28 protein-coding genes are annotated in these 24792 nt (G+C 50.7%); 5 read left to right on the top strand and 23 right to left on the bottom strand.

Going from position 1 to position 24792, the window contains the following annotated elements; all coding sequences use genetic code 11:
• Positions 1–4: 4 nt before the first annotated feature.
• From OP489_RS08285 to OP489_RS08265, 5 genes are all read left to right on the top strand, one after another.
• Positions 5–910 (top strand): teneurin-3, encoded by a 906-nt coding sequence (locus OP489_RS08285; protein WP_266161495.1) that lies wholly within the window; start codon positions 5–7, stop codon positions 908–910.
• Positions 911–1379: 469 nt separating this feature from the next.
• Positions 1380–1997 carry a lactate utilization protein gene (locus OP489_RS08280; RefSeq protein ID WP_266161494.1) on the top strand — a complete coding sequence of 206 codons (618 nt, stop codon included), beginning with the start codon at positions 1380–1382 and terminating at the stop codon, positions 1995–1997.
• Between the two features lie 35 nt (positions 1998–2032).
• A complete protein-coding gene (locus tag OP489_RS08275; protein ID WP_266161493.1) occupies positions 2033–2503 on the top strand; it encodes a GNAT family N-acetyltransferase in 471 nt (156 codons plus the stop codon).
• A gap of 30 nt (positions 2504–2533) precedes the next feature.
• Positions 2534–3064: a VanZ family protein gene (locus tag OP489_RS08270; RefSeq protein ID WP_266161492.1), complete on the top strand. Its 531-nt coding sequence runs from the start codon at positions 2534–2536 to the stop codon at positions 3062–3064.
• Positions 3065–3371: 307 nt separating this feature from the next.
• On the top strand, positions 3372–3893 hold the full coding sequence (locus tag OP489_RS08265) for a ferritin-like domain-containing protein (RefSeq protein WP_412317289.1): 522 nt from the start codon (positions 3372–3374) through the stop codon (positions 3891–3893).
• A 55-nt stretch (positions 3894–3948) separates the two neighbouring features.
• Here OP489_RS08265 and OP489_RS08260 read toward each other — a convergent pair whose 3' ends face one another.
• The 23 genes from OP489_RS08260 to OP489_RS08150 all read right to left on the bottom strand — a co-directional run bounded on the left by OP489_RS08260 (position 3949) and on the right by OP489_RS08150 (position 24779).
• A complete protein-coding gene (locus OP489_RS08260) occupies positions 3949–5517 on the bottom strand; it encodes a recombinase family protein (protein ID WP_266161490.1) in 1569 nt (522 codons plus the stop codon).
• Positions 5504–5935 carry a recombinase gene (locus tag OP489_RS08255; RefSeq protein ID WP_266161489.1) on the bottom strand — a complete coding sequence of 144 codons (432 nt, stop codon included), beginning with the start codon at positions 5933–5935 and terminating at the stop codon, positions 5504–5506. Before OP489_RS08255 ends, OP489_RS08260 begins: the two co-directional genes overlap by 14 nt.
• The gene (locus OP489_RS08250) at positions 5936–7498 is read right to left on the bottom strand and encodes a recombinase family protein (RefSeq protein ID WP_266161488.1); all 1563 of its coding nucleotides are present in this window, start codon (positions 7496–7498) and stop codon (positions 5936–5938) included. It abuts the gene before it with no gap.
• Positions 7499–7548: 50 nt separating this feature from the next.
• Complete coding sequence (locus OP489_RS08245; RefSeq protein WP_266161487.1) at positions 7549–7770, bottom strand: SHOCT domain-containing protein; 222 nt, start codon at positions 7768–7770, stop codon at positions 7549–7551.
• 139 nt (positions 7771–7909) lie between these two features.
• Positions 7910–8629 carry an N-acetylmuramoyl-L-alanine amidase gene (locus tag OP489_RS08240; protein WP_266161486.1) on the bottom strand — a complete coding sequence of 240 codons (720 nt, stop codon included), beginning with the start codon at positions 8627–8629 and terminating at the stop codon, positions 7910–7912.
• Between the two features lie 16 nt (positions 8630–8645).
• Positions 8646–10034 (bottom strand): hypothetical protein, encoded by a 1389-nt coding sequence (locus OP489_RS08235; RefSeq protein ID WP_266161484.1) that lies wholly within the window; start codon positions 10032–10034, stop codon positions 8646–8648.
• Complete coding sequence (locus OP489_RS08230) at positions 10031–10459, bottom strand: phage holin family protein (RefSeq protein ID WP_266161482.1); 429 nt, start codon at positions 10457–10459, stop codon at positions 10031–10033. The genes OP489_RS08235 and OP489_RS08230 overlap by 4 nt, the downstream gene beginning before the upstream one ends.
• Before the next feature lie 73 nt (positions 10460–10532).
• The gene (locus tag OP489_RS08225; protein ID WP_266161481.1) at positions 10533–12425 is read right to left on the bottom strand and encodes a hypothetical protein; all 1893 of its coding nucleotides are present in this window, start codon (positions 12423–12425) and stop codon (positions 10533–10535) included.
• Between the two features lie 476 nt (positions 12426–12901).
• Complete coding sequence (locus OP489_RS08220; RefSeq protein WP_266161480.1) at positions 12902–13405, bottom strand: hypothetical protein; 504 nt, start codon at positions 13403–13405, stop codon at positions 12902–12904.
• 18 nt (positions 13406–13423) lie between these two features.
• On the bottom strand, positions 13424–15340 hold the full coding sequence (locus OP489_RS08215; RefSeq protein WP_230397520.1) for a siphovirus ReqiPepy6 Gp37-like family protein: 1917 nt from the start codon (positions 15338–15340) through the stop codon (positions 13424–13426).
• Between the two features lie 2 nt (positions 15341–15342).
• Entirely contained in the window at positions 15343–16194 is an 852-nt protein-coding gene (locus tag OP489_RS08210) for a phage tail family protein (RefSeq protein ID WP_230397519.1), read from the bottom strand.
• Positions 16195–16207: 13 nt separating this feature from the next.
• Entirely contained in the window at positions 16208–18631 is a 2424-nt protein-coding gene (locus OP489_RS08205; RefSeq protein ID WP_230397518.1) for a phage tail protein, read from the bottom strand.
• Positions 18632–18645: 14 nt separating this feature from the next.
• Positions 18646–18780 (bottom strand): hypothetical protein, encoded by a 135-nt coding sequence (locus OP489_RS08200; protein ID WP_266163544.1) that lies wholly within the window; start codon positions 18778–18780, stop codon positions 18646–18648.
• A gap of 71 nt (positions 18781–18851) precedes the next feature.
• A complete protein-coding gene (locus OP489_RS08195; RefSeq protein ID WP_230397516.1) occupies positions 18852–19262 on the bottom strand; it encodes a hypothetical protein in 411 nt (136 codons plus the stop codon).
• A gap of 12 nt (positions 19263–19274) precedes the next feature.
• On the bottom strand, positions 19275–19865 hold the full coding sequence (locus tag OP489_RS08190) for a major tail protein (RefSeq protein ID WP_230397515.1): 591 nt from the start codon (positions 19863–19865) through the stop codon (positions 19275–19277).
• Between the two features lie 3 nt (positions 19866–19868).
• A complete protein-coding gene (locus OP489_RS08185) occupies positions 19869–20207 on the bottom strand; it encodes a hypothetical protein (protein WP_230397514.1) in 339 nt (112 codons plus the stop codon).
• On the bottom strand, positions 20204–20635 hold the full coding sequence (locus OP489_RS08180; RefSeq protein WP_266161478.1) for an HK97-gp10 family putative phage morphogenesis protein: 432 nt from the start codon (positions 20633–20635) through the stop codon (positions 20204–20206). Before OP489_RS08180 ends, OP489_RS08185 begins: the two co-directional genes overlap by 4 nt.
• The gene (locus OP489_RS08175; protein WP_266161477.1) at positions 20635–20970 is read right to left on the bottom strand and encodes a head-tail adaptor protein; all 336 of its coding nucleotides are present in this window, start codon (positions 20968–20970) and stop codon (positions 20635–20637) included. The genes OP489_RS08180 and OP489_RS08175 overlap by 1 nt, the downstream gene beginning before the upstream one ends.
• 2 nt (positions 20971–20972) lie before the next feature.
• Positions 20973–21290: a head-tail connector protein gene (locus OP489_RS08170; protein WP_266161476.1), complete on the bottom strand. Its 318-nt coding sequence runs from the start codon at positions 21288–21290 to the stop codon at positions 20973–20975.
• A 19-nt stretch (positions 21291–21309) separates the two neighbouring features.
• The gene (locus OP489_RS08165) at positions 21310–21531 is read right to left on the bottom strand and encodes a head fiber protein (protein ID WP_266161475.1); all 222 of its coding nucleotides are present in this window, start codon (positions 21529–21531) and stop codon (positions 21310–21312) included.
• Positions 21532–21544: 13 nt separating this feature from the next.
• Positions 21545–22726 (bottom strand): phage major capsid protein, encoded by a 1182-nt coding sequence (locus OP489_RS08160; protein WP_266161473.1) that lies wholly within the window; start codon positions 22724–22726, stop codon positions 21545–21547.
• A gap of 15 nt (positions 22727–22741) precedes the next feature.
• Positions 22742–23521 carry a head maturation protease, ClpP-related gene (locus OP489_RS08155; protein ID WP_266161472.1) on the bottom strand — a complete coding sequence of 260 codons (780 nt, stop codon included), beginning with the start codon at positions 23519–23521 and terminating at the stop codon, positions 22742–22744.
• Entirely contained in the window at positions 23466–24779 is a 1314-nt protein-coding gene (locus OP489_RS08150) for a phage portal protein (protein ID WP_266161471.1), read from the bottom strand. Before OP489_RS08150 ends, OP489_RS08155 begins: the two co-directional genes overlap by 56 nt.
• Positions 24780–24792 lie beyond the last annotated feature (13 nt).

Here is a 24792-nt window from a genome sequence, read left to right as displayed (position 1 = left end):
TTATATGTCGAGAAGAACAGCAGAATCTAACAAGGCGATACTTGCGGCATGGAATAAGGAGCAGGAACTTGTCCAAGAAGGAAAAGGGACAAGAGAATGGACTGCCCAACAACAGAAAGATATTCTTGATAAAGGTAAAGCCTATGATGAGAATGGTGTAGCTTTTCAAGGACAGCATATGAAAAGTGTGGAAAGATATCCAGAATATCAAGGAGATCCCGGAAATATTCAGTTCCTAACAAGAGCAGAACATTTAGAGGCCCACGATGGGGATTGGAGAAATCCGACTAATTGGCATTTTAATCCTGTTACAAAAGAAAAGACTGACTTTGGAGATGGGAAATTTATTCAATGCGAAACAATACAATTAGCCGATCCTGTAAACGAAGCACAAAATAAACCAGAAATCGAGAAAAAAGTTAATCAAGAGTCTGTAAGTGGAGTTCAGAAAAAGGCAGAGTCAGACAAAAAATATGAATCTCTACACGAGACCGTACCACCTAATAACATTGAAGACATAACGAAGCAGGGATTTGTACCGAAATTGAAGAGCGGTTTCAAAACCATAAGTAAAACAATTATAGAATTTTCAGATAAACATCCGAATGCAATGAAAGCAATAAAGGTCGTTGGAACATTTGTGGCTACAGTGGCTGTAGTTGCTGCCAAAGAATCATCAAGGAGCGGTTCATCAAATTCAGAATACGGATGGTCAGATGATGACCGTGCTGAGTATGAGGATTCATATAAATACTATCCTGTAGATCAGGACACTTCAGAATCCTCGGAGCGTTCTTCCCCGAATGAACAGACAGTGAGAGGACATGGTCAACATTATCATTATAAAGATGGTAGTGTTAAATGGAAAGATAAGGATCCATACCCGCGTGGTGGAAACAATGAGGAATAACAAAAGACCCTCCTGGCATCATAGTTGATATAATAATGGATATCTTCCCACATACGAAAGTCCACAGTAGATATGTTCCCTCAAAGAGAATTCAGTAAAAAAGGAAAATGGAAATTGTCCTTTGACAGCTATGAATTCATCTCAAAACACGTCGAGTGCGTAGTATTGATGTCAAGGGTAAAAGACTGAGTGTACAGAAACCCCAGTATATAAGCCATTTCTGTGATTTTGCGTTTTTATACTGTACACTCAGAACGTGATTTTACCCGTTCATGGGAATCAGTCTATCGGGTCGGATTCCGTTCGCGAGAGAACAGGATTGATACTGGGCTTTCGTGATAGGACAGGATAGATGTTTCGCGTTTTTGGGACTTGGCGAGAGTACAGGATTGATGTTTTTTGAGTTTTGGCGTGTACATGGGAACAGGTCGGGATATTCGTGTGTCGATAAGCGCTTGGGGAGAGAAATATGCAGGATACCATCAAAGAGACAATAGACAATTTAGGAAAAAATCACATAGCCGGATACTATGTGGAATCCATCTTTCAGTTACATGAGTTGATTCGGAAATTGATGCCCGAAGGGCAGACCGTGGGCTGCGGTGATTCCGTCACGCTGGAGCAGACCGGCGTGTACGAATATGTCAGGAATCATTATTACAATTTTCTAGATAAGCACCAGGAAGGTTTGGGCCACGAGGAAAAACGGGAGCTTTATCTTAAGAACTTCCGCGCGGATACCTTTCTAACGGGAATCAATGCAGTAACAGCGGACGGCAAACTGTTTAATATTGATGGAAACGGCAGTCGTGTTGCGCCGATTATCTATGGGCCAAGACAGGTGATTGCTGTTATAGGAACGAATAAGATCGTAAAATCAGTAGATGATGCCATTCTGCGTACCCGCCAGATTGCCGCACCGCTGGATGCAAAACGGCTTGGAAAAGAAACACCGTGTACAACATTGGGCCGGTGTATTGATTGTCATCATTCCCAGCGGATTTGCAATGATTTCGTACTGATAACCGGTCAATTTGAGAAGGAACGAATTAAGGTCATATTCATTGATGGAAATTATGGCTATTAAAGTTAAAGGAGATTTCGGATCATGAGGCGGGTACTATGATAATCAGAGAATACAAGCCTGACGATTGCCCTTTGCTGGCACAATTATTTTACGATACCGTTCATACAGTCAATACGAAGGACTACACAAAAGAGCAGCTTGACGCTTGGGCCACTGGGGATGTCGATTTGGACGAATGGAATCGCTCCTTCTTAGAGCACACCACTTTGGTGGCTGTGCAAAGCGGTGTGATTGCGGGTTTTGCCGATATGGACAGGAATGGCTATCTGGACAGGCTCTATGTCCACAAAGATTATCAAGGTGAAGGGCTTGCAACAGCGCTGGTAAAAGAATTGGAGCGCCGCGCCATAGATGAAAATGTCGTTTGTTTTGAAACGTACGCATCCATTACGGCCAGGCCCTTTTTTGAAAAGCTTGGATACACTGTGCAAGCCGAAAACATCGTAATCAGAGGAGGCGTTTCCCTGACAAATTTCAGAATGGCAAAGACGGCCTCGGGGAATTAATACCGTCTGAAACGGAGAAGAGATCACTCTATGAAAAATTTAAAATCAAAAAAACAAAACACGCTTACACTCGTGTTGTTCGCAATTTATTTACTGGCATTAACATGGCTGATTCTCTTCAAATTGCAGTTTTCCATCCCGGATATGCATGGGGAGCGAGTCATTAACCCGATTCCGTTTCTGGGGTCTTTCTGTGACAGCGGCATGATTCAGTTCAGCGAAATCAGAAATAACATTCTCGTTTTCATCCCTTTTGGAATCTATCTTTGTATGTTGAAAACCCCGTGGCCTTTTGTGAAAAAGCTTCTCGCGATTGCCGGCTTGGCTTTTGCCTTTGAAATCATACAGTTTATTTTCGCGATCGGCAGAGCTGATATTACCGACGTGCTTAGCAACACGCTCGGAGGAATTATCGGAATTGGCATTTACGCCTTGCTCGCCAAGGCCCTGAAAGGCAGGACAAATAAGGTGATCAATGTACTTGCCGCGGTATTCACCATATTGGCAATATTACTCGTCATTTTGCTGTTAATCAGCCATCGATGGGTGATGATAACATAGAGATCATTTGAAAAACGTGGATTTGTTTATCAATCCCCCCTTCTTGTAGCGGAATTGGAACGACGGACGGGGCAAAGCAATGTGCTTTTCTTTGAAACCTACGCCTCCATTACGGCCAGACCTTTTTTGAAAGTTTGGATATATGATGCAAACTGAAAATACTGTAATCAGGGAGGGCATTTCCTTAAAAAATTTCAGGATGACAAAGACCGTTTCTCTTATTTTTCGATTTTTTGTTTTACAGGTCTTTTGCTGCCGGGCGCTTCATATATATCATAATGCTAAGTATTTTCAATGGAGGCTTATGATGATGAATAATGATTTTACCTGCGATGTCTCTGTCAATCTGCCATACCCCCCGACCCAGCCCGAAAGCCAAAACCCCGAATATGCTCTCGCTATGTTAAGTAATATAGGCAGTAGCAACTCTGAAATGACCGCTGTAAGCCTGTACTTTTATAACAGCGTCATACTCGAACCAAGCTACACTGGTTTTGCCAAGTGCTTTCATGAAATCAGCATCGTGGAAATGCATCACTTGGATATATTCGCAGAGCTTGCCTACAAGATGGGGGCCGACCCACGCTTGTGGACGGTACAAAATCGAAGAAAATCCTATTGGACGCCGGCATACAATCAATACCCGAGAAATGTTCGCGATGTCATCATTAACTCCATCAAAGGAGAGGAAGCGGCCATTCAAAAGTATAACCGGCAAGCCAACACGATACAGAATTCCAACATTGCAAGCATCTTAAGACGCATTGTTATGGATGAAGAACGACACATCGAGATATTCAATAACATGCTGCAGCATATTTCAAAATAAATTGGTTTTGGTCAAAAGTTTGCTGACAGATTGGCGGGCATGCTCATTTGTGTCCTTATTCATCCACATCCACCGTCACGCCGGACTTGAATTCCACCGTGAATTTGTCCTCGTAGACGGTGACTTTTTCAATCAGCCGCCGGACAAGCGGCTCGTCGTATTCGGCAATGGCAGTGGGCTGTTCCCTCAGGAAGGTGCCCATGTCGGCGATGCGCTTTTTCTGCTCGTCCCGCCCGGCGCTTTCCAGCTGAAGCTTCTGCTTATCCTCGCGCAGGCGGTAAATCTCCTCGGCGACATCCTCATAATCAGCTCGGGCGCCGGTCCGCTTTAAAAGTTCCTCCTGCAGTTCTGCCAGCCGCTTGTCGATGTCGCTAAGTGGCTGGCCTTTTTCTGATTCCAGAACGGTTTCGATGTTTCTTTGCAGGGTGGTGAGGAAGGTGTCCTTGTCACACCATGTCTGATTGATTGCGGCAACCAGCACTTGCTCAATCTGGCTTTCCGGCACGGTGCGGGCGTCGCAGAACAACCCGGTATTTTCAAGACGGCTGATGCACCGCCAGACGATGGACTTCTTACCACGGTTGTACCAGTGAATCCTGCGGTAAAACTCCCCGCAGCAGCCGCAGAAAACGACGTTTGATAGGCAGTGACTGCTACTGAAGACTCGGTTCTTCCCATTGGGGCTGGTGTGGACGATACGACGGCGGACGAGTTCCTCCTGCACCTGCATGAAAATTCCACGCGGAATGATGGCTTCGTGGCTGTTTTCAACATAGTATTGTGGAACAAGGCCGTTATTTTTAACCCGCTTTTTCGTAAGGAAGTCAACGGTATAGGTTTTCTGCAGTAGAGCATCACCGATGTATTTTTCATTGCGCAAAATCTGGTTCACGTTGCTGGTATGCCATTTTTCCTTACCGGCTCCGTTCAGAATACCGTCCGCTTCCAGACCGCGAGCGATTTTAAGCATACTGGCACCTTCAAGGTATTCCCGGTAAATGCGTTTCACAATTTCAGCTTCTTCCGGCACTATTACAAGATGCTTATTCTCATCCTTTGTATAACCGAGGAACCGAGCACAATTTATCTGGATTTCGCCCTGCTGGTATCGGTATTGCAGGCCCAGCTTAACGTTCTGACTTAAGGATTGGCTTTCCTGCTGGGCAAGCGACGCCATGATGGTAAGCATGACCTCGCCCTTGGAATCCATAGAGTTGATATTTTCTTTTTCAAAGAAAACAGGAATGTTCTTGTCCTTGAGCTGACGGATGTATTTCAAGCAGTCCAGCGTATTTCGGGCAAACCGGCTGATGGACTTCGTGATGACCATGTCGATATTGCCGGCCATGCACTCGTCAATCATGCGGTTGAATTCCTCGCGCTTTTTTGTATTGGTGCCGGAGATGCCGTCGTCCGCATAGATTCCCGCCAATTCCCAGTCTGGGTGGCCGTTAATGTAAGCGGTGTAGTGTTCAATTTGTGCGTCATAACTGGTCGCCTGTTCGTCGCTGTCTGTGGAAACGCGGCAGTAGGCAGCAACGCGGAGCTTCGGTTTTTCTTCGTCCTTGCTCTTTCGGGTATGCTTCCTCGCCGGAATGACGGTTACATTCTTACTGACCTCCATCTATATCCACCTCCGTTTCTATCAGGCTGTAGGAATATTCCGCCTGCTGGAATGGGTCGTCAAACCGCTCTCTGTCTTCGCTGATGCGGAAGGCAGTGGGATAGACGACCTCTTTTTTTGCTTTTAGTTCTCGGACTCGGCCGAGTTTTTCTGCCCGTCTGATACGTTCCGCTTCAGCAGCCGTAAATGTGTCCGGGTCGACAATCGCCGGGTAATATTCGTCACCGAGATAGCGCTTATTCTGGAGCATCCTGCTGATGCCTGCGTGGAATGCTATAATTTCAGCTTTTTTTGCTGCCGTTGCCAAAGAATCGCCGGTCAGATAGGACTGAAACAGGATTTTTATCCGCTCGGCAGATTGTTCATCAATCACGGCTTTTCCGTTTATAATCCGGTAACCGTATGGAGTGTGGCCCATTTATCTCACCAACCTTTCTTTCAGCGTAATGCCGCATTTTAATTCGAACCCTATTTCTGTTCGTGAATATACAAGAATCCGCTCCACGAAGCGAGTAAACAGTTCTCTGTCAAAGCCCTTCAGCATTGCCGCCTTTGTGGCGTATTGCAGGAGCTCGCTGACCTCATGCAGGTTAATATTGTCGCTGTTTATGAAGCGGGATATGGATTCTTTCTGGCGCTGTATGCGCTCGGCTTCTTGCAAAAGTTCGTTATTTCCCTTGTTGTAAACGGCAGGCTCAAGGTAGCCACGGGTCTGTAGTGTAACCAGCACCTTTCGCTGTTCCGCGTTTTCTTCGAGCTTTTTATCGAGGGTGTGCAGCTTTGCCACACTGTCTTCGGAGTTGATACCGCGAAGGCCCATTAATAAGGGCCTTAAAACGGTTTGGTGACCGAATATGAGCTTATTCACCATAGTTACAAACGCATATTCAAAATCAGACTCCGGGATGTATTTCATGGAACATTTCTTAGCGTCCTCTATATGATTGGTACAGCACCATGCGATATTATGCCTGCCGGTGGAGTGGATGCGACGCTTGAATTTGCCACCGCACTGACCGCAGATGATTTTGCCTGAAAACGGATATCGGTTTTGGTACTTATCCTGATATTTTTCCACGCCTTTTTCTTTGCCGTGCTGTTCAATGATAGCCTGCGCGGCATCGAAATCCTCATGGCTGATAATCGCATCATGATGATTTTTAATCAGGAACTGGTCTTTTTCACCGTAATTGTAGTGGCGGTTGAAGTGCATATCGGTGTAGGTTTTTTGAAAAATGGCATCGCCGGTGTATTTTTCATTACCGAGCATCCCGCGAATGGTTGTCGCCGTCCAGCGACCGCCTTTCTTGGATGGCACATCGCGGCGGTTCAGCTCATTTGCAATTTTGCCGGTACCCTTGCCGGAAAGAATTTCGAAGAAAATAAAACGGACTATTTCCGCCTGTGATTCGTTTATGACCAGCTTTCCATCAGCAGTATCGTAGCCGTAGGGCGGATAGGAAATCTTGAAGGTCCCATTTTGAAACCTACGCTTTACCGACCATTTGCTGTTTTCCGCAATAGAGACCGACTCATTTTCGGCCAGTCCACTCAGGATTGACAGCATGAGTTCACTTTCCATTGACCCGGTGTTTATATTTTCCTTCTCAAAGTAAATGAAAATGCCGAGGTCAAGCAGCTTCCTCACCAGTTCCAGACAGTCGGTTGTATTCCTTGCAAACCGGCTAATGGACTTTGTTACGATGAAGTCAATTTTCTTGTTCTCGCAGTCGGCAATCATGCGAAGCAGCTCCGGCCGCTTTTCCTTTTTTGTACCGGTGATGCCCTCGTCATAATAAAGCCCGGCAAAATCCCAGTCAGGATTTGATTTGATGTAGGATTCGTAGTGCTTTATCTGTGTGTCGAGACTGACCAGCTGATCATCACTATCGGTGGACACACGGCAGTAAGCCGCAACACGCAGTTTGGGAAGCTCTGTAAAATCAGACGTATTTTCATTGATTTTCGTTACCTTTTTCAATTTTTCACCTCCTTGTCAGTGTGACATATTACCTCTGAAGTTCAGTAATATCAACGGCTTTCGGGCATAATCTGTGCCAGAGCCGGTGAGAAAGATTTGCGGTTTAATGTGGTTATCTTGTTGAATTCCGACAAGGAAACAAGTCCGTTTTGGAGCATGAAAGAGAGTATCCGCTGTGCCCTTACATAATCTACTTCGCGCTGCAATTGCTCTTGCGGAACAGGTTTCTTTTCATAATTGATTTCTGGTATTACGCCAGTAATATTGGCCATGTATTTTTCCTCCAGTCTAAGAACCTCTGTCCTCACAACTCACTGGAAGATTTCAGGCTGTTTGGACGAAAAAAAAGCAAAAAAATAATGCCTACCAGAGAGATAATCTCCAGTAGGCATTACTGCGATGTGTATATGGTTACTCGCTATACTTGACAAAAGCGTCAGTGAAGCCAGCTGCCTTGACCTTACTGAGCATAGCATCGGCGTTTGCCTTGACGGAATATGCGCCGACCTGCACACGGTAATATTTCTTCGGTGTGTCAGATTCAGCGGTCGTTTCCGCTACCGCCAATCCAGCCTTGACTGCAGCGCGGAAGCTGTCCATGTTCTTTCCAAACTTCGGAAACCAGTGCATGACGTCGCCGTGATTACTGGCGATTCCCAGCTTCGCGCCCTCCGAGTGACAGATAATGTCCTTATCCGTCAGCCCATACTGCTTGCAGAGATATACGCAAAGCTCTACGGCTTCCTTGTAAACGGCAGAAAAATACGAGGCATCGGTCAGACCGTCCTCGCAGATTTCAAAGCCGATATGCGTATCATTACCGGAGCCTTTTGCACCGCTGCCGCAGTGCCAACCGCGCATATTCCACGGCAAGGTCTGGTACGTTGCGATGGAGCCGTCGGCAAGCTGGCCGATAAAACCGTGGACGCAGACCTGACGGCCGTCCGGCGTATTCTGGTTCCAGTGGTTGCCGTACTGATTTTTTCCAAGTAGTCCGTCATCCGGACTGACATAGCGTTTCAAATTGGGATTGTTCGCCCCGGTGGAATGCACCATGATACCCTTCGGCGTAATGGTTTTGCCTGCCCTGTAGCAGGCATTGTTCGTCAGAATGAGTTGATGCAGATTCATAAAAGCACCTCACAGTTTAAATGTAAGCCGCAAGCGCGGCCGGGTACAGATGGTAGGTAAACTTTAGATCGCAGTAAGCGGTCGCCGATGTGCCGTTGCTCCCAATGCGAGCGTATAGCCCGTAGCCGGCAGGTACTCTGCTTTGTCGCATAGCGATCTGAGCGTGCTGGGCCTCTGTGGAACTATCCGCGCCGAGTGGCGTGCTTCTCGAGATGCGGGTAAAGGTCTGCTCGTCGTTTGAAATATAGAAGTCCAGCTCTTTTTCGGTGGTATCCGATTGGCGGCAGATCGTGACCAGGTGGCAGTCGTAGGGCACCGGGATAAGCGGATCGTCCTGACCGCCGATTACAATGCTGCCGATGGGCAGAATGGTATGCATAGGCCCTCTGATGCTGCTTGTGCCGCCCGAGCCGAGAGTATTGCCTGACAAAACATACCGCAGGTGCGGCATCCGAATGAAAACATTGATGGTTGACGCGGCGGTGGAGGTCAGAGTCAAAGCAGTGTTGACGTCCTCAGCTTTTTCCAGCAGGAACAGGCTTTCTCCGGGAGCAACGGAAATGTCCCCAATGGAAAACCTCTGCTTTGTCCAGTAGCCTGTACAGGTGGGGTGCGGATTTGTTCCGCTGCCGTATGCGATGTTTCCCGCATCCTGAACGCCCCGTATGGCTTCGGCAATCTTTTTGACAGTGTCGCTGAGATTACTCTGAATCAGTACCTGCACGGTATTTGCCGCCGGACTTCCAAGCGCCGCAACGAACAAATAGGTTACGCTGTCCATCACCATATTGCTGCCTGCCGATATTCCGGTAAAGGTGATGGACGCTCTGCGGCTCGCCATGTCCGGTGCCGAGGCAGTCTCCACCGGGTGCAGGTGATTGAGGATAATCCCCGTTCGGGTATACAGCATGTCACGCATACTTTCCATCTGGTCATGCGTGGTTCCGAGCAGAGTATAGTCATCATTTAACAGGTTGTACGTGAGATTAAGCAGCGCGTAGGTGTCATTCACATCAATTGCGGCGAGCGCTGTCAGCACCTGATTCAGCCATTCCTGCGCGGGCGGCTCCGGCGGTTCGACAATCCCGTCCGCGAGAGCCTCCTCCACGATGGTGAGTACCCGCACGCTTTTCCCGACAACATCTTCATGGGTGACCCTGATCTCGAGCTGCCCCACGCCGACAACTTCAGTTTCCGTTGAACCGGGCGACCATGTCAGCACACCGTCCGCATAGCTTGTAACTACTGGATAAGCGACGCCGTCCGGCCGTTTGTAAATGGCGGTCAACGTCTCGCCGGGATATTCGTCACCAAGCAGGCTGGAGACATCAAACTCCAGATTGCGAAAATGGTTCTCGCCCTGCCGACCGATGAATACTGTCGCGGCTTTTGTTAAATCAATCATGCTCCATCACCCGGCCTTGACGAGTCGTCGCTCCGCCCGTGAAGCTGCTCCAGCGCCGCCTTGAGCTTTTCGGGAATAGGTAGCCCCAGATGCGCCGCATTTTCCAGCATGGACACACCTTCGTTGGAACAGTAGAAAAAGATGACGGCGGTACGCAGAACCTCGCCGTTGCCGATGAGATAGATGTCCATGATGTGCGCGACGCCAACCATTACAAAAATCAGCACCTTCTTGCAGATGCCCTTGAAGCCGACCTCGCTGGACAGCTTTTTGTCCGCTATGGCGCGCATGACGCCGGTGATGTAGTCCACAACTACGAACACAAGCAGCGCATACAAAAAGCCGTCAAAGCCGCCGAAAAACCAGCCGAAGAAGCCTCCGGCCGCTGCCGCCAATACTTGAATCCAGTTCCATACTTCTTTCATTGGGAGTCCTCCTTTTTGTTTTGAATATAAAAAATGCGCCCCGCAACCGCAAAGGCGCATCATCCACACTGTGTTAAAGAGTTAGAATTAAATTATGAATTTGCTGTATCACATCCGCTTTTGGCCGTCCTGCTCCGATGGACAGCCAAGTTAAGGGCGGGATATCAAAAGACGATGAGGAATCGAAACTGTTGACCGCCGTAATGACAGGCTCGATGGCTTTTCGAAGCTCCGTGATGTGGAATGGCCAGTTCTTGACCGTGGTTTTTCCAACTGTAATTTCCTCACTCCAAGTTGCAGGAGACAGGCCATAATAGCTTCGTACCATGTTTACAGCGGTTCGGAGTGTCTGGATATGCGCCGCCTTCACATGGGTTTCGTTCGCGGTAATTGTCTCGAATGGCGTCGTCAGTATTGTAAAAGTGCGGACAACCTCCGGACTTGCCGACTCGATATCGCTGTCAAGGCAGCGAATGGTAATGGAATGACTTCCCGCCGCCAGCGTTTCCGCCTGATACACTGTTTTAACGCCGTTCCCAAGGTATCCGTTCGTGGAAAATCGCTCTGGATTATCCACACTGTTGATCCAAGTGCCCGTATCGATTTTTACTTCCACAATCTGCGACTGGCCGTCCGGTTCGACACCCGTTGTAATCATAAAACGTGGAGTGGTATTGTAACTGGACCCGCTGGACGACGGGCAGACGATTACAGGAGCAGATGGAGGACTGTTTTTCTTTACCGTCCCGCTGATTACATAAGCGGAAACCGCGTCTAAAGTATCGGTAACACTGATACGGTAACGAGTATACGTTCCGGCTATCTGGGAAGCGTTCGCCGAATACGTTCCCGAGGTGGAACTTGAAACAACAATTGTAAGAGCCTCGTATGCCGACCAGTTCGTTCCATCCGTGGAGGTTGACCGCTGGATGACGTACTGTTTGATGGCGCTGGTTCCAGGAGCTGCTCCGCTCCACGCAAGCGTTACGACGACGCCTTCATAAATCGCGGGTGCGGCTGTAAAAGATGTCGGCGGCGTTGGCAGCGTATTTCTGCGAACAGTATTGCTGGACACCGTCCAGTCCGAATAAAAACTTACACCGGCAGCACCGCGCGTCCGTATCCGAAACCGGCGATAATTGCCCCTCGTGGCCGGTGGGCTGACACTCAAGCTACCATTTGTCGCCGAGGTGCTCACCGTGGTCAGAGCCGTCCAATCGCCCCAGCTGCTGTTGTCGGGTGAGTCGCTGTACTGTATCTCATAAGACGTGATGGCATTGCCCGCGCCATTAGCTGCGCCACTCCACGAGAGAGTGACGTTTCCTTCAGCTAATGCCGCGCTTACTGAGCAGACGGTCGGCGCTCCGCAAGCTGTTACGTCGCAGTAGATGCTGTTACTGATTTTTTCGACCGAATAGACATCAAAGGTGTCGATTGTCCAGATACCAAACTGCGTATAGGTCCCCGGTGTGCTTGATACAACCGGGTTGTAGCTGCCACCGCTGGCGGACAGTATCAGAATGGTCAGCACATTCCATGCACTCCAGGTACTGTTGTCCAATGATGTGCGGCTGGCGATCTGGTAGCCCTTTACCGGGCTGGTGCCGCCGGAGGCTCCGCTCCAAGTCAGCGTTATCGTCTCATTGCTGTATTCAGCGGGAGAAGCAACGGCTGACGCAGCGGGACTCGGTGCCGTATTCCTGCGGACGGAGTTCGTGGATACTTTCCAGCCGGAGTAATAACTTGCTCCTGCCGTACCACGCGTCCGCACCTGGAATCTGCGGTAATTCCCGCGCGTCGAAGGCGGATCAACTGATACACTGCCGCTTGTAGCTGTGGTATTCACCGTTGTCAGTGCAGTCCAGGCTCCCCATGTGAGATTGTCAGTGGAATCACTGTACTGGATTTCATAACTGGAAATTGTATTGTTTATGCCGCTGGAAGCTCCGCTCCAGGAAAGAGTCACGGTTCCTTCCGCAAGTATTGGGCTAACCGAGCAGGAGGTCGGTGCTCCGCAGGCCGTGGTCAGAAGAGCCGAACTTAACACGGTGTAGCTTGAGTTATCGATTACGCCGGATGTCAGGGGCAGTCTTCCATCCGACACTACCTGAAAGCGCACGCCCTGCGCGGTGTTTCCCGTAGTGGAAGCACATGTGACCGAAACATATCTGAGCCTCGGCGTGGTTCCGTCCCAGTCGTCGCCATCTGCCGCCTTGATGCGCACTTGTGCAGATGAACCGTTTACCGTCATGGTACAGAGCAGGGCGTAGCCGCTGTGGATGTAGGAGCCAGAGGAACCCAGCGCGGCGGAAATGGTGAAGTTATAGGTCATCTGGCTATTGTTCGGCCGGCACTTAGAATAGGTAATGGTGTAATAGACGGTTGGGCTTGAACCTGCTTGCAACGTTACACCGTAAATATCCGCCATCGTCGTTCACCTCCTCATTCATAGACTGCTGTCACAAGAGAATTGACCAGCCCGCAAAGGCTGGTATTCAGCCGGGTGTCGGTGATGTTATTTGTGGCTATTGATGTTGCGGCGGCCGGTATCAGCACATCGGCGATGCCAAGTTCATAGACGTCGCTGGTTCTTGTCAGCGCTGGAGCTGACGGCGTCGCGGCGGGAGTACCGTCAACAACGGCAAGCTGAATATTCCGGCTGACCTGGCTTAAACGAACCACAATCCGGTCAATTCGGGGGTTGCTACCGTTTGCCGTAGTGAGCGGAAGGTTTAGGTCGTCTGTATTTTCATACCGGTATCCGTTAATCCAAGCGCTGCCTGCCGCCACGCTCACCGCCAGCCCGTTTCCGGGCGTTGCCTGCAGGTTCGTCGCCGATGCGTAGAATACGCCGTTCGACACAAGGCTTCCGAAATATGCCGCGAAATCCGTCGCGTCATAGACTCTGTCTCCATCCGACGAGTTAAAAAATCCGCTTTTCTCCATGCGCTGTTTCCTCCTTGTTTAGCTGGTTTTTGTATATTCAATTATCACGTAGCCCGTATATGCGGTTCGGTCATTTCCGGGCTCGACGATAATATTGGTGGTATCCGCGTAGAGACCAATCTGGGAAGCAAAGTTGTTGTATCGTGCAAGCGGTAACGGCAGGAACACCGTCCCGTTTGTAGCGAAGCCTGATAAACTCACAACCGTGCTGAGATTGGATATACCGTGCGCTACGCTTCCCGGCACCGCATTCGGAAGATAGCCGAGATTGATTTCTTTTCGGTAAATGGTCTTACCATCTATCCATAGGCGTCCGGTGTTTTGTTCTGTTGCGGAGTAATCGGTCAGCGCAGACGCAATTTTGACAGCGGTAATGGTGCGGTCCGCAATCTTTACTCCGGTGACCGCTCCGGTTGCAATCCGCGTTGTAGTGATAGGCTCATTGTTGATATTCAGCCAGTTCGCCTCGCCGGATGGATTGTTGTAAACGAAAATGGAAATCACATAAAACGTCATGGTATTGCGGGATATGAAGAAGCCCATTGCCCGTTGGTATCCGCTTCCTGTATTGTCACCATTGTGCTTTACCAGAAAGACATGACCGTCATCACTTGGCTGGTCGCTGAATTTGTTGCCGCTCCACGAGGTGAAATACAACGAATCTCCAGGTTCCATATGATGCAGGGCATATTGTCCAACCGATATCGTGCCTGCACCCACGGTTATTTCAAGCGCGGGCAGCTTTCCATATAAGTTGTTCACGGTGGCTGTAAAGGTTTCTCCCTGAATTTCCGGGTCCACCTCCGACAGATTTCCCAGCGTTTCCTCTACAGCGTCAAGAGCCTCCGTTACTTCGGCTATCCCGGTTGGAGCCGACAGTGCTGTTTTGACCTCGCTCATGTCGGAACGGATCTTCTGCGCTATTGTTAACTCGGCCTTGCCAAATACAACGCTGATACTCAGACCGTCCGCGTCGTAAGTTTCTTCAATTTCGGCGATGCGCGTCGTCATGGATACGCCCCACGCCTTGGAAATGACTTTAACGGTCTGTCCAAGGTCAAAATCTGTCTTGTAGGTCAAGTTGCCGTGAGGGTTCACCGACGTGTCGAACGAATAACGGATTCCCTGTTCGCTCAGCTTGCTCTGTCCCCGGAAGATCAGCGCGTCGGTATAACCTGTGCCAAAATCTGCCGCCTGCAGGTCCTTGGCATCCACGAAAATTTCTCGCCGGGTCTCTCCGGAGCCGCTTGTAATAGCGACAAATGTACGGCTTTCGCCTTCACCCTCGCCGCCGATGAGAGCGGTGTTGGCGTAATCCGCCGCACTCTCTGTATAGCTCTGTTCCGTTAGATTTTCATATTCCTTGGAGAACACTGCCTGGGAGTCGGTGCCTTTATACAGTGTTACGGTAAAAAGGTGCGTTGCCGGAGTGAACACGGTCTTAATGCCAATTTCTGAAGCACCGCACAGTTCCGTTACCACATCCATCAGGCCCCGGTATGATATCTGGGTGTTGACGGGTACGCTCAGGTTCGGGGACGAGAAGACTATACCGTCGATTTGCCGCGCCGTATCAGTAGGACTGATGAGATTATTATTTAAAAGCTGCTCCACACAGGCGGAAAGATCACCTGACAGTACCTCCGTTTGCCAGACAATACGCCGGGAAAGAAAAGAGGTTGCAAAACGACCGCTTGCCGTGATGATTTCCTGTTCTGCCTGAACCATTTCCAGGTGTTCAATGATTCCGACTTCCTCATCGTCGTTCTTCCAGATAAAGTTACCTTCTTGCAGGAGCGTGGTATTTTCCGGTGTCGCTATGGCCCGCAGTTCGAAGGAACCGCACTGGGAATAACGCCTCGTCCAGCGCAGATATTCAAAGGATTCCACAATGCCTGTAAGCTCCCGGTCTGAATTATAGATATATAGTTCCATCCTTACACCCCCAGAAACTGTGGCCGATAATAAATGCTGACCTCCAGTAGTTCCATATTGACTGAAGCGTCATAACGCAAAGTATTCACCCCGGCGGCAAGCTGGAAAAACGCCGACCCGGTATCCAATAGAGAGAATGCGTTTGTTACTGTCGAGCCGTCAACGCTGACCACGCGCTTTCCGGCAAAATGCGTGTATACCCGGAGTTCATCCCCGATGCTCATTGTCGTGAGGAGCCGGATATATTCCCCTGTGTCCATATTCAGCAGTTCCGGATTTGTCACCGTACCCAGCGCCCGGAACACAATTTCACAGCCGCATGAAACATCGCCAATGTTATCTACCGTGATAATCTGACTGGGCTGACGCATTCCGAATTCCATGCCGCTTTCCGGTATATCCAGTTCGAATTCGAACATTGGTATCCATGATGCCAGTTCCTCGCGAACCTCATTCTGCGTCTCGAAGAACGGAGATGGGCAGAGTAAACTGACAAAAAATCCGGGTATCCGCTGCCGGGTGGAAACTGTAAAGCCCGCTTCCTCAACGACACAGGCAATTTGCCGCTCCCGGTACAGGAGCGTCCCGTTCACCTTGGGGCTGAATATTTGAAGAAAGGTGTGCCTTCGTGCGTAGGCTTCATCAGGTGTGTCCGCGATGACTGTGCCTTCCAGCGTGATATTGCGCATATCCAGTGTTGAGGAGATGTAAAAAGCGCCGTCCTGATCCGGTGCCTTGAACGTGTTAACGGTCTGACGAATGTCGCCAGCACCGTCTATTTTTTTAAGAAAATACGGGCGGCCTTGTTTGAGCGTGATGCTTTTGCCATTTGCATTGATATAGGTTAGTTCCATAACCGTCCCTCCTTTAATACTCCAGTGCCAGCTTGCGCGATAGGTTCTTGAATTCTCTTGCCAGTTCCTTTTCGGACAGTGCTTTCGGCGTCACTACGGAGATGTTCTGCGTAATGTTCGTGCCGGGAACAGATCCGCTTTGCCCGGACATGTCGCCGGTACTGAAATCGAAGCGTGTGGGGATGGCGTTCTGCATATCCCGTGAAACGGCGGACATGGCGTCCTCGAAGCCCACACCGATGCCTTCACCCATGTTCTTACCAAGCCCGGCAAAAAGAGTGGAGGGAGAGTGGATGCCGAAGAAGTCCTTGATACGGTTTACAATCCCACCGAAAAAGCTGCTGATTTTGTTCCACAGCCATGCGCCCGCGTCCGAGATGCCCTGCCACAACCCTTTGATGAGGTTGCCGCCAACCTGAGCCATCTGCCCAATATAGCTGGCGAACGCTTTAACCAATCCCGTGATAATCTGCGGAACCGCCTTGACCACCTCGACGATGATTTTCGGCAGGTTCGCAATCAAAGCAACAAGCAGCTGAACGCCCGCAAGGATAATCTTATCGATGTTCCCGACGATGGCGTTCACCAAACTGCCGACAATCTGCGGGATAGCCTTGACCACCGTTGTAATGATAAGGGGTAGGTTTTTAATCAGCGATATGAGGAGTCGCACCCCCGCATCGATAATGAGTGGGATAGATTGAATGACTGCCGTAATAATCCCGTCGATGATTTGCGGTATGGCTTCCACAATTGCCTCGATAATTACAGGCAGCGCCTCAACCAGAGAGGTCAGCAGCTGAATGCCCGCGTCGATAATCTGTGGTATCGCCGCGATGATAAAGGAAACGATGGCAGTAATAATCGAAGGCAGGGCGGCGATTAACTGCGGAATCGCATCTAGCAGACCCTGGGCAAGCCCAAGAATGAGCTGCAGTGCCGCATCCAGAATCATGGGAAGGTTATCCGCCAAGCCTTGAACGATAGTTGAGACCGCGCTTACTGCCGCTGGGATAAGTTTTGGCAAAGCTGAGCCGATGCCGCCGACAAGAGCCGTTACCAATTGAACCGCCGCGTCGACGAGAAGTGGAAGACTGTCAATCAGCGCTCCGACTATTGTCATCACAGCGTCTACGGCTGCGGGGATGAGTTCGGGCAGGAGCGATAAAATCGTGTTCAGTACCTGCGTGAAGATGTTCGTCACCGTTTCAAGCAGCAAAGGAAGAAGGTCACCGACCGCCTGCAAAATTGCTCCCGTTGCTTGCGGGAGTGCCGCAACGATGTTTTCAAGTACCGGCACGACATTCTTTACTACAGCTTGGAACGCGTCCACAAGGTTCTGCGTCAGATTCGTCATATCAGCATCTGCGTTGCCAAGTCCCGCCGTAAACGAAGATAGGGCTGCCTGCAGCAATCCGATAGAGCCGCTGATGGTTTGCGTGGATTCCCTTGCAAAGTTGCCGGCGTACTGCTCCGTGTTCTCGAAGAACATCTGCATGGCGACTTCGGCTTTTTCGGCATTGCTCGCGCTATTCCATACGAAATCCAGACCCTTCGAGGCGGCGTACGCCTGAATGCTGGTCGCGTTCATTGCAACGCCCAAATTGTCCATCATGGTAAAGTTGCCCTTCGCCGCACCGGTGACGGCTTCCATGGCGGTGGACATATCGATGCCCATGACTGATGCCATATCTGCAGCACGTTGCATGGCCTTTTCAGTCAGCTCCAGACTTTTTTGCTGTGCGATGCCGGAACCCTGAAACAGAGCACCCATTTTGTTGGCCGTAGCTAGATATTCCGACTGGGATACACCGAGATTTTTATACGCTTCCTCGCCTGTTTTTTGAATTGATGCGGCATATGCGCCGAAGACCGCTTCCGAGCCTCCGAGATTCTGTTCCAGCTCGCCGAACTGCTGCACGACTTCTTTGCCCAGCTTGATTGCCGCCGCGCCTGCCGCAACAGCCACCGCACCTATCGTTACGCCGATGCCTTTGAGGACACCTCCCAGCTTTTCAAACCTCGGACCGGATTTCTCCGCTTCGTCAGCGGTGTCCTTCAGTTCGTCGCCAAGATTGTCGGTAGCTTCCGTCGACTGTGCAAGCTCGCGCTCCATGCCGTTAAGCTCCGCCTGTGCCTTGTTCAGCTGAATCTGCCAGTTTTGGGTGCGGCGGTCATTTTCACCGAAGGATTCAGAGGCGTTCTGCAGGGCGGCACGCAAGGTTTCAATCTTGCTTTTCTGCGCGTCGATTTCCTTATTTAGGACTTCATTGCGTGAGGTGAGCGCCTGTACGGATTTGTCGTTTTTATCAAACTGGCTGGTGACCAGCTGCATTTCAGAACCGAGTACCTTGAAGCTCTGGTTGATATCCGAAAGCGCCTTTTTAAACTCGCGCTCGCCCTCAACGCCGATTTTTAAGCCGAAATTGTCCGCCATTTCTGCTCACCTCCTTAGATTCCGGGCGGAATGATATCGTCGATCGTCCGTGTTTTCTTCGGCTTTTCCATGCCGAGAAACTGTTTGTGGCAGGCCCACAGGTCCAGAAACAGGCCGATGGGCATGAGCCAGAATTCCTCCGAGCCCATACCCATCTGCACCGTTCCGTAATAAAGAAGTCGAGTAAAGGTTTCCGCGTCAGTTTGCTGACACAGTCCGTCTACTCGACTTGCGCGTTTTTTAAGGAGGTTTCGTCCTCACTTTCCACGTTGCGCTTGGTGCCTTTGAACATTGCCTCTGTAATCGCATTTTTGTAGGCCGCCAAATCAAGCGGTGAGGTGAGAAGCTCTACCTCTTCCTCTGTCAGGAGCTCCTGCGGGGCATCCTTGTTTTTGAGGTTATGAATTAAAACAGACTGGTTAGCGAGCAGGGTTAAAAGCCACACGATCTCATCCAGCGCCATTTCAAAATTTTCTGATTTCATAAGCTTCTCGCCAAGGTTCTCCAACCCGCCGTACCGTCCTGCAATCGCCTTGGTTGCGCGGGTGGTCAGTACCAGTTCATATTCCTTGCCGCCAATATTGATAGCGGCGCTTCTTTCAGCGGTATTTGTAAAAATGACGTTATCCATTCAGAATCCTCCTTACGGCTCCGGTGTATAGACCGGTTCATAAACCTCGGTGAACCAACCGGTGATTGTAGCGGAAGCAACTCCGGCGTCGCCTTCGGTAACCTCCGCTTTCCACGGATGTTTGCCAAAAGCATCCAGCTTATTGCGGCGCATGACCGTCCCTTCGATAGTCGGCGTGGAGAAAGTGATGGAGTCTGCCTTGGTCTGCAGATTGGTCGCTGGCAGGCCGAATTTTACGCGGTAAAGCCAGAAATAACGGTAGGTACCGTTTGCTTTCTTTGCGCGGAAGCCTACCGCGACAGGCGTTCCCACATTTTCACTGGCGGAGATCAGTACGCCGTTATCGTCTGTGGATGCGCCGGTCAGATCCGCCGCTGCCGTGGGGCCGATGTCGTCAACGCCGAGGGTGAGCGTACCGCTGTTGAAGTCTTTCACCACTTCGGCGGCACCGTCGTCAGCGTATAATATTGCCTCCACCAGTTCCACCGAGAGTTCGGCGGTGATGGCTTTGGCAAGCACCAAAGGCGTAGAGTAGGTTTCTTCGCCGTTGGAATCCTCGGTTATTTTTGAATAATACAGTTTATCAAGACCGATTGTCGCCATAATTTATTCCTCCGTTTCGTATGATTTTTCCACATCAATGGCGTAGTGGTGGTAGCCGGTATCGTCCTCATGGCCGATATACCGGCGGTCGGTAATCGTAAATTCTGCTCCCAGAAGCAGCGCTGTTATCTGCCTTTTCCTCTGGAGGTAGTTGCCTTTGGAAAACAGCGAAATCCGCACTTCGGAGATATCGAAGAGCGGTGTGTTATTTCCAAACAGGGCAAATTCGTCCGTCATGGGTGTGAATACAAGGTATTCGTCGGGAGGAACGCCGGAAAAAACGCCCGTTTCCACAGGGAGAACAGGCGAAAGCAATGTGTTCAATTCTGTTAAAATGCTCATATTCCGTCGACCTCCTCCTGAAGCTTTGACTTCATGGTTTCAATGCAGGCGCTTTTGCTCTGAGTCCTTGCGGGCTTTAAAAAAGGCTTGGGCGGCTGGCCGGATTTGCCGTATTCGAGAATGTTGGCAATTTTGGCGTTGGAGTTCCCATCAGAGCGCGGCTCGGCAAAACCAATTTTAACATCCCAGTTACCGTTCCGGTTCTGCTTGGCTGGAGAAAGCCCGAGGGAGCGTTCCAGTTCGCCGGTGGAGCGGCTTTTTTCCTTTGTGCCGCTGCCGACTGCACTTGACAGATTCGACTTCACTTTGGTCAGAACAACCTCGCCACCAGCTTCCAACACTTTGGGGATTATTACGTCTGTTTGGTCAGCTAGCCGGGAAACCTTCAAAAGAAATTCCTCCGGCATCTTAATTTGGGCTTTTGCCATTACCTCACCGTCCCTTCCTGCTTTTCTGCGAGCACTTCGACATACATCCCACGCCCGCGAACATCCTCCGCGCTGATAATTCGATATTGCTCACCACCGCAGACGATAAACAGAGAGGTTGTTATCTCTACGCTGGGAATCTTCCGAAAACGAAAGAGGGCCGTTGCTTCGCTGAACGCCGCCATATTTGCCCATCGCTCGTTTCCGTGGCGGTCTTCTTTGTATGCGCGGACGGAAGCAACAACATGGTCACCGTTAGTAACAAAGCCGTCCGCGTCCTTCACCGGGGCGGCGGAGATGATGTCAATCTGAGTGTTCATCTTGCCAAAGGACATAATTACACCTTCCAATCTCGGTCAAGCCGAAGAAGCATATTGACCGTCTCCCACACCTGCTGACCCGCCTGCACGCTATCACCAAAAAAGCCGGCTGTGCTGCCGTCCCGACTTTCGTAAAAGAAGGACGACAGCATAATCACGGCTTGCTCTGTGGTGGACGGCATGGAAGTTTCCTCATAATAGCCCTTAGCAACGTGCTGGTAACTTTCGGCATAGGAGACGGCGGCGGCAATATAGCTCAGCAGCAGGCCGTCGTCCTCGTCGTGTGACAAAATAAGGTGCGCTTTGACTTTGGGGAGAAGGTTATCTGTCGTCATGCCATCCGCCTCCTTTGGGTTATTCTTCGTCCGCCGCCATCAAACCCGCCGCTTTCAGCTTGGCAAGCAGGGCGTTGAAGTCCGTAACCAGACCAGCGGCATCGGTCGCGGTGCTGTCCGCCTGATTTTCCGCAGCAGGAAGCCCCGTCACCGAGGCTCCCTCCAGAATTTCCAGTGTTCCGCCGATGACGGTTTTTTCTCCGCCCTGCTCGGTGTAGTTTTTTGCGTTATAGTCACTCATAGGTCAGCCCTCCTTAAGCATGCTGCTTGAGCAGCTTGATACCTTCTGGCAGTACGGTTTTACCGTCCACACGCTGGAAAGCGTAGAAGCCGGTCTGAAGGTTGGCGATATGCAGTTCGTCCGCACGGCGCACGGTTCTGCCGCTGCGGTCGGCAATCCAGTAGTTCTGGAAATCACCGAAAGCAACGGTATATGCACCTGCCGAAATGGTCGGAGCATACTGGGAGACATACACCGGGAAACCGAGTAGACGGTCGGGCTGACCCGCCTGCAGCGACGGCTGCCACATATATGCGCCGTTGCCGTCCTTCAGTTTGCGGATGCCCGCGAGAGTGGCGCTGCTCAAAACAAACACGGCATTTTTCTTGTAACCGTCCTTGAGGGAATAGGTTAGGTCGATGATTTCATCAGCCTTAATATCCGCCGCAGTTGCGGTGGTCACACCGACGTCGCCGCCGCTCGCAGTGAAGATGCCCGTGGGCTGACCGCTGCCGTTACCGACGCAGAATGCCTGCTCTTCCTTCGCTGCAAAAGCGCGTGCGAAGTTGTCGATGAGGTAGGCTTCGAGGTCAAACATGGAATCCTGAAGCAGTTCCTCTGAAACCAGCGCCGCCGCGCGGAGCGTATAAGCGTCAAGGGAGAGCTGATTGAAGGTAGGAGTGCTGGGCGTAAACGTACCGCTTTCTGCTACCCAGTCGGCGGACACATCGGTGAGTGCGACGTTAATTCTGTGCGGTGCTGCGGTGGTGATAACCTTTGCCAGAGAACGAATTACATTCTCACGGGCAAGTGCCTGCACAAGGGTGCTGTCGAATTCCACCGGAACGATATAGCCGCCGGTAGAAGGAGTGCCTTCCTCCATAACGTTGTGAATCGGTCGCTTACCGCGCACGATGTTTAAGAAATCCTCACGGTATTCGGCGGTTGCTCTGGGGCTGATGGGCTTTCCGTTCTGTGCGTTGGGTTTTGCCGTAATGGGAGAGCTGGTCGGCTGGGCCATAGCGGCGTCTCTTGCCACGCGGTCTTCCTCAATGGCAATCTGATGCGCCATTGCGTCCACATCCGCGAGCATCTTGTCATAGGTTGTGTTGTCTTCGGGAGAGAGAACGCCATCCTTGGCGCGCGTATCGAGGAACGCCTTTGCCGCGTCCCATGCTTTTGCGCGTTTTTCACGCATTTCGAGTACCTTTTTCATAATCAAATACCTCCGTTAAATGTATTTACGGGCTTGCAGTTTCTGCATAGCCACTTCAATGGAAACGCCGGTCGGCGCATTCTGCTTCCTTTGCTCCGGCTTTGGAGCGGATTTAGAGATGAGCTTGTTCATAAGCGAATTGGTAACCGCCCTGCGGGAAAACGCAAAGACCACATCATCAGTATGACCACGCTTGGAGTCCTCCAAGATGCCGTCTGCGAAGCCCAGCTCGATAGCTTTGTTCGCATTCATCCAGGTTTCGCCATCCATGAGATGTGAAATTTTCGCTCTCGACTGCCCGGTTTTGATTTCATAGGCGTTGATGATGCTTTCCTTGACCTCGTCCAGCATGGCGATGGCCTTCTGCATTTCCTCGGTATCGCCAATAGCAATTGACATCGGATTGTGAATCATCAACAGTGCCGTTGGAGCCATGAGCACCTGTGTACCCGCCATTGCGATGACCGAAGCGGCACTCGCCGCCAGACCGTCAATTTTTACTGTGACATTGCCTGTGTAGTCCATGAGCATGGTGTAAATCTGTGAAGCTGCCACGCAGTCCCCGCCGGGAGAGTTGATCCATACGACAATATCTCCGCTGCCGGAAAACAGCTCATCCTTGAACATTCTGGGTGTGATTTCATCGTCCCACCAGCTTTCGTCCGCAATGGTGCCGTCGAGGTAAAGAGTACGGACGCCCAATTCATCATCGTTTTCCCAGTTCCAGAAATGCGTTTTGTCACGTGCCCTGACGGGAACTTTGCCTGGGCTTTGCGCCCGATTTGTTTTGTCCATCTGAGGTTTCCTCCGTTTCTGTTATAGTTGTGTTTGCGAATGCACCGGCGTCCTGCAATTTGGTCATCGCGCCATTGATAAGGTATAGGTCGCCGCCGAGCTCCGCTGGTATCCGGTCGAGATTCTCAAGCTGTCTGATATCGTTTGCGCTCATCCAGCCGTTCTGCCGGGCTGTCGCGTAACCTGTCATGCGGCTGGCGTAGTCGCCGCGAAGCAGTCCGTCCACATTAAATTTTGTAAACACATCACGCTTTTCGCTTTCAAGCAGGAGCGACTTATTCATTGCCTGTTCCCAGCGAACGACCCACGGGTCGAGCGTGTATTTCACAAACTCCAGCGACTGCTGCTCAATATTAGAAAAGCTCGACTTCTCGAGATCCGCCAACATATGGGGCGGGACCCTGAAAATTCGAGCTATCTCATTGATCTGAAATTTCCGCGTCTCCAAAAACTGCGCCTGTTCGGGAGAAATGGCGATAGGCGTATACTTGAGCCCTTCCTCAAGTACGGCTATTTTGTTGCTGTTGACGCTGCCGCCAAAGGTGGACTGCCAGCTTTGCCTTATCCGCTCCGGGTCCTTTATGGTGCCGGGGTGCTCCAACACGCCGCTGGGTGCCGCGCCGTTGGCGAAAAATTTAGCACCGTATTCCTCGGCGGCGATAGCAAGTCCTACGGCGTTTTTTGCCATTGCAATCGGCGAGTAGCCGACCAGTCCGTCAAAGCCTAAACCGAGAATGTGCAGCACATCGCTTGGTGCGAGGATGACATCGCTCGGCTTGTTCCTGCTGACCTCCGGCGCGTCATCGCTATTTTTTCTGTAGCGGTAATACAGCCGTCCCTGCGAATCCCGGTCAACAGTCATGCGGTCAGGCATGAGGGGATATAGCGCCACGACATCGCCGCGAGCGTTTCGGATAATCTGTGCGTACCCATTGCCTGTCAGCAGCAGATGGTTCATCATGGTCTCCCGGAAAACAAACGAAGTCATTTCCGGGTTAGGTTCATCGTGCAGCACACGCCACAGCGGGTGGTCAAGATATTTGTCCTTGCTGCCATCATTTCCGTATTTATATACAAATAGCGGCAGGCCCGCGATTGCTTCGGATAATATACGGACGCAAGAGTAAACAGCTGTCATTTGCATGGCCGTTCTTTCATTAACGACCTTGCCGGAGGACGAGCCGCCCCACAAAAAGCTGGTGCTGCCTAAGTTCTTAGGCTTATCACGGGCTTTGAAAATTCCTTGAAAGATGTTCATAGGCAGTTCCCTC

Origin of the sequence: Caproicibacterium sp. BJN0003, assembly GCF_026314295.1 — a bacterium.
Classification (GTDB): domain Bacteria; phylum Bacillota; class Clostridia; order Oscillospirales; family Acutalibacteraceae; genus Caproicibacterium.
This window is presented reverse-complemented; position numbering and strand designations above follow the sequence as displayed.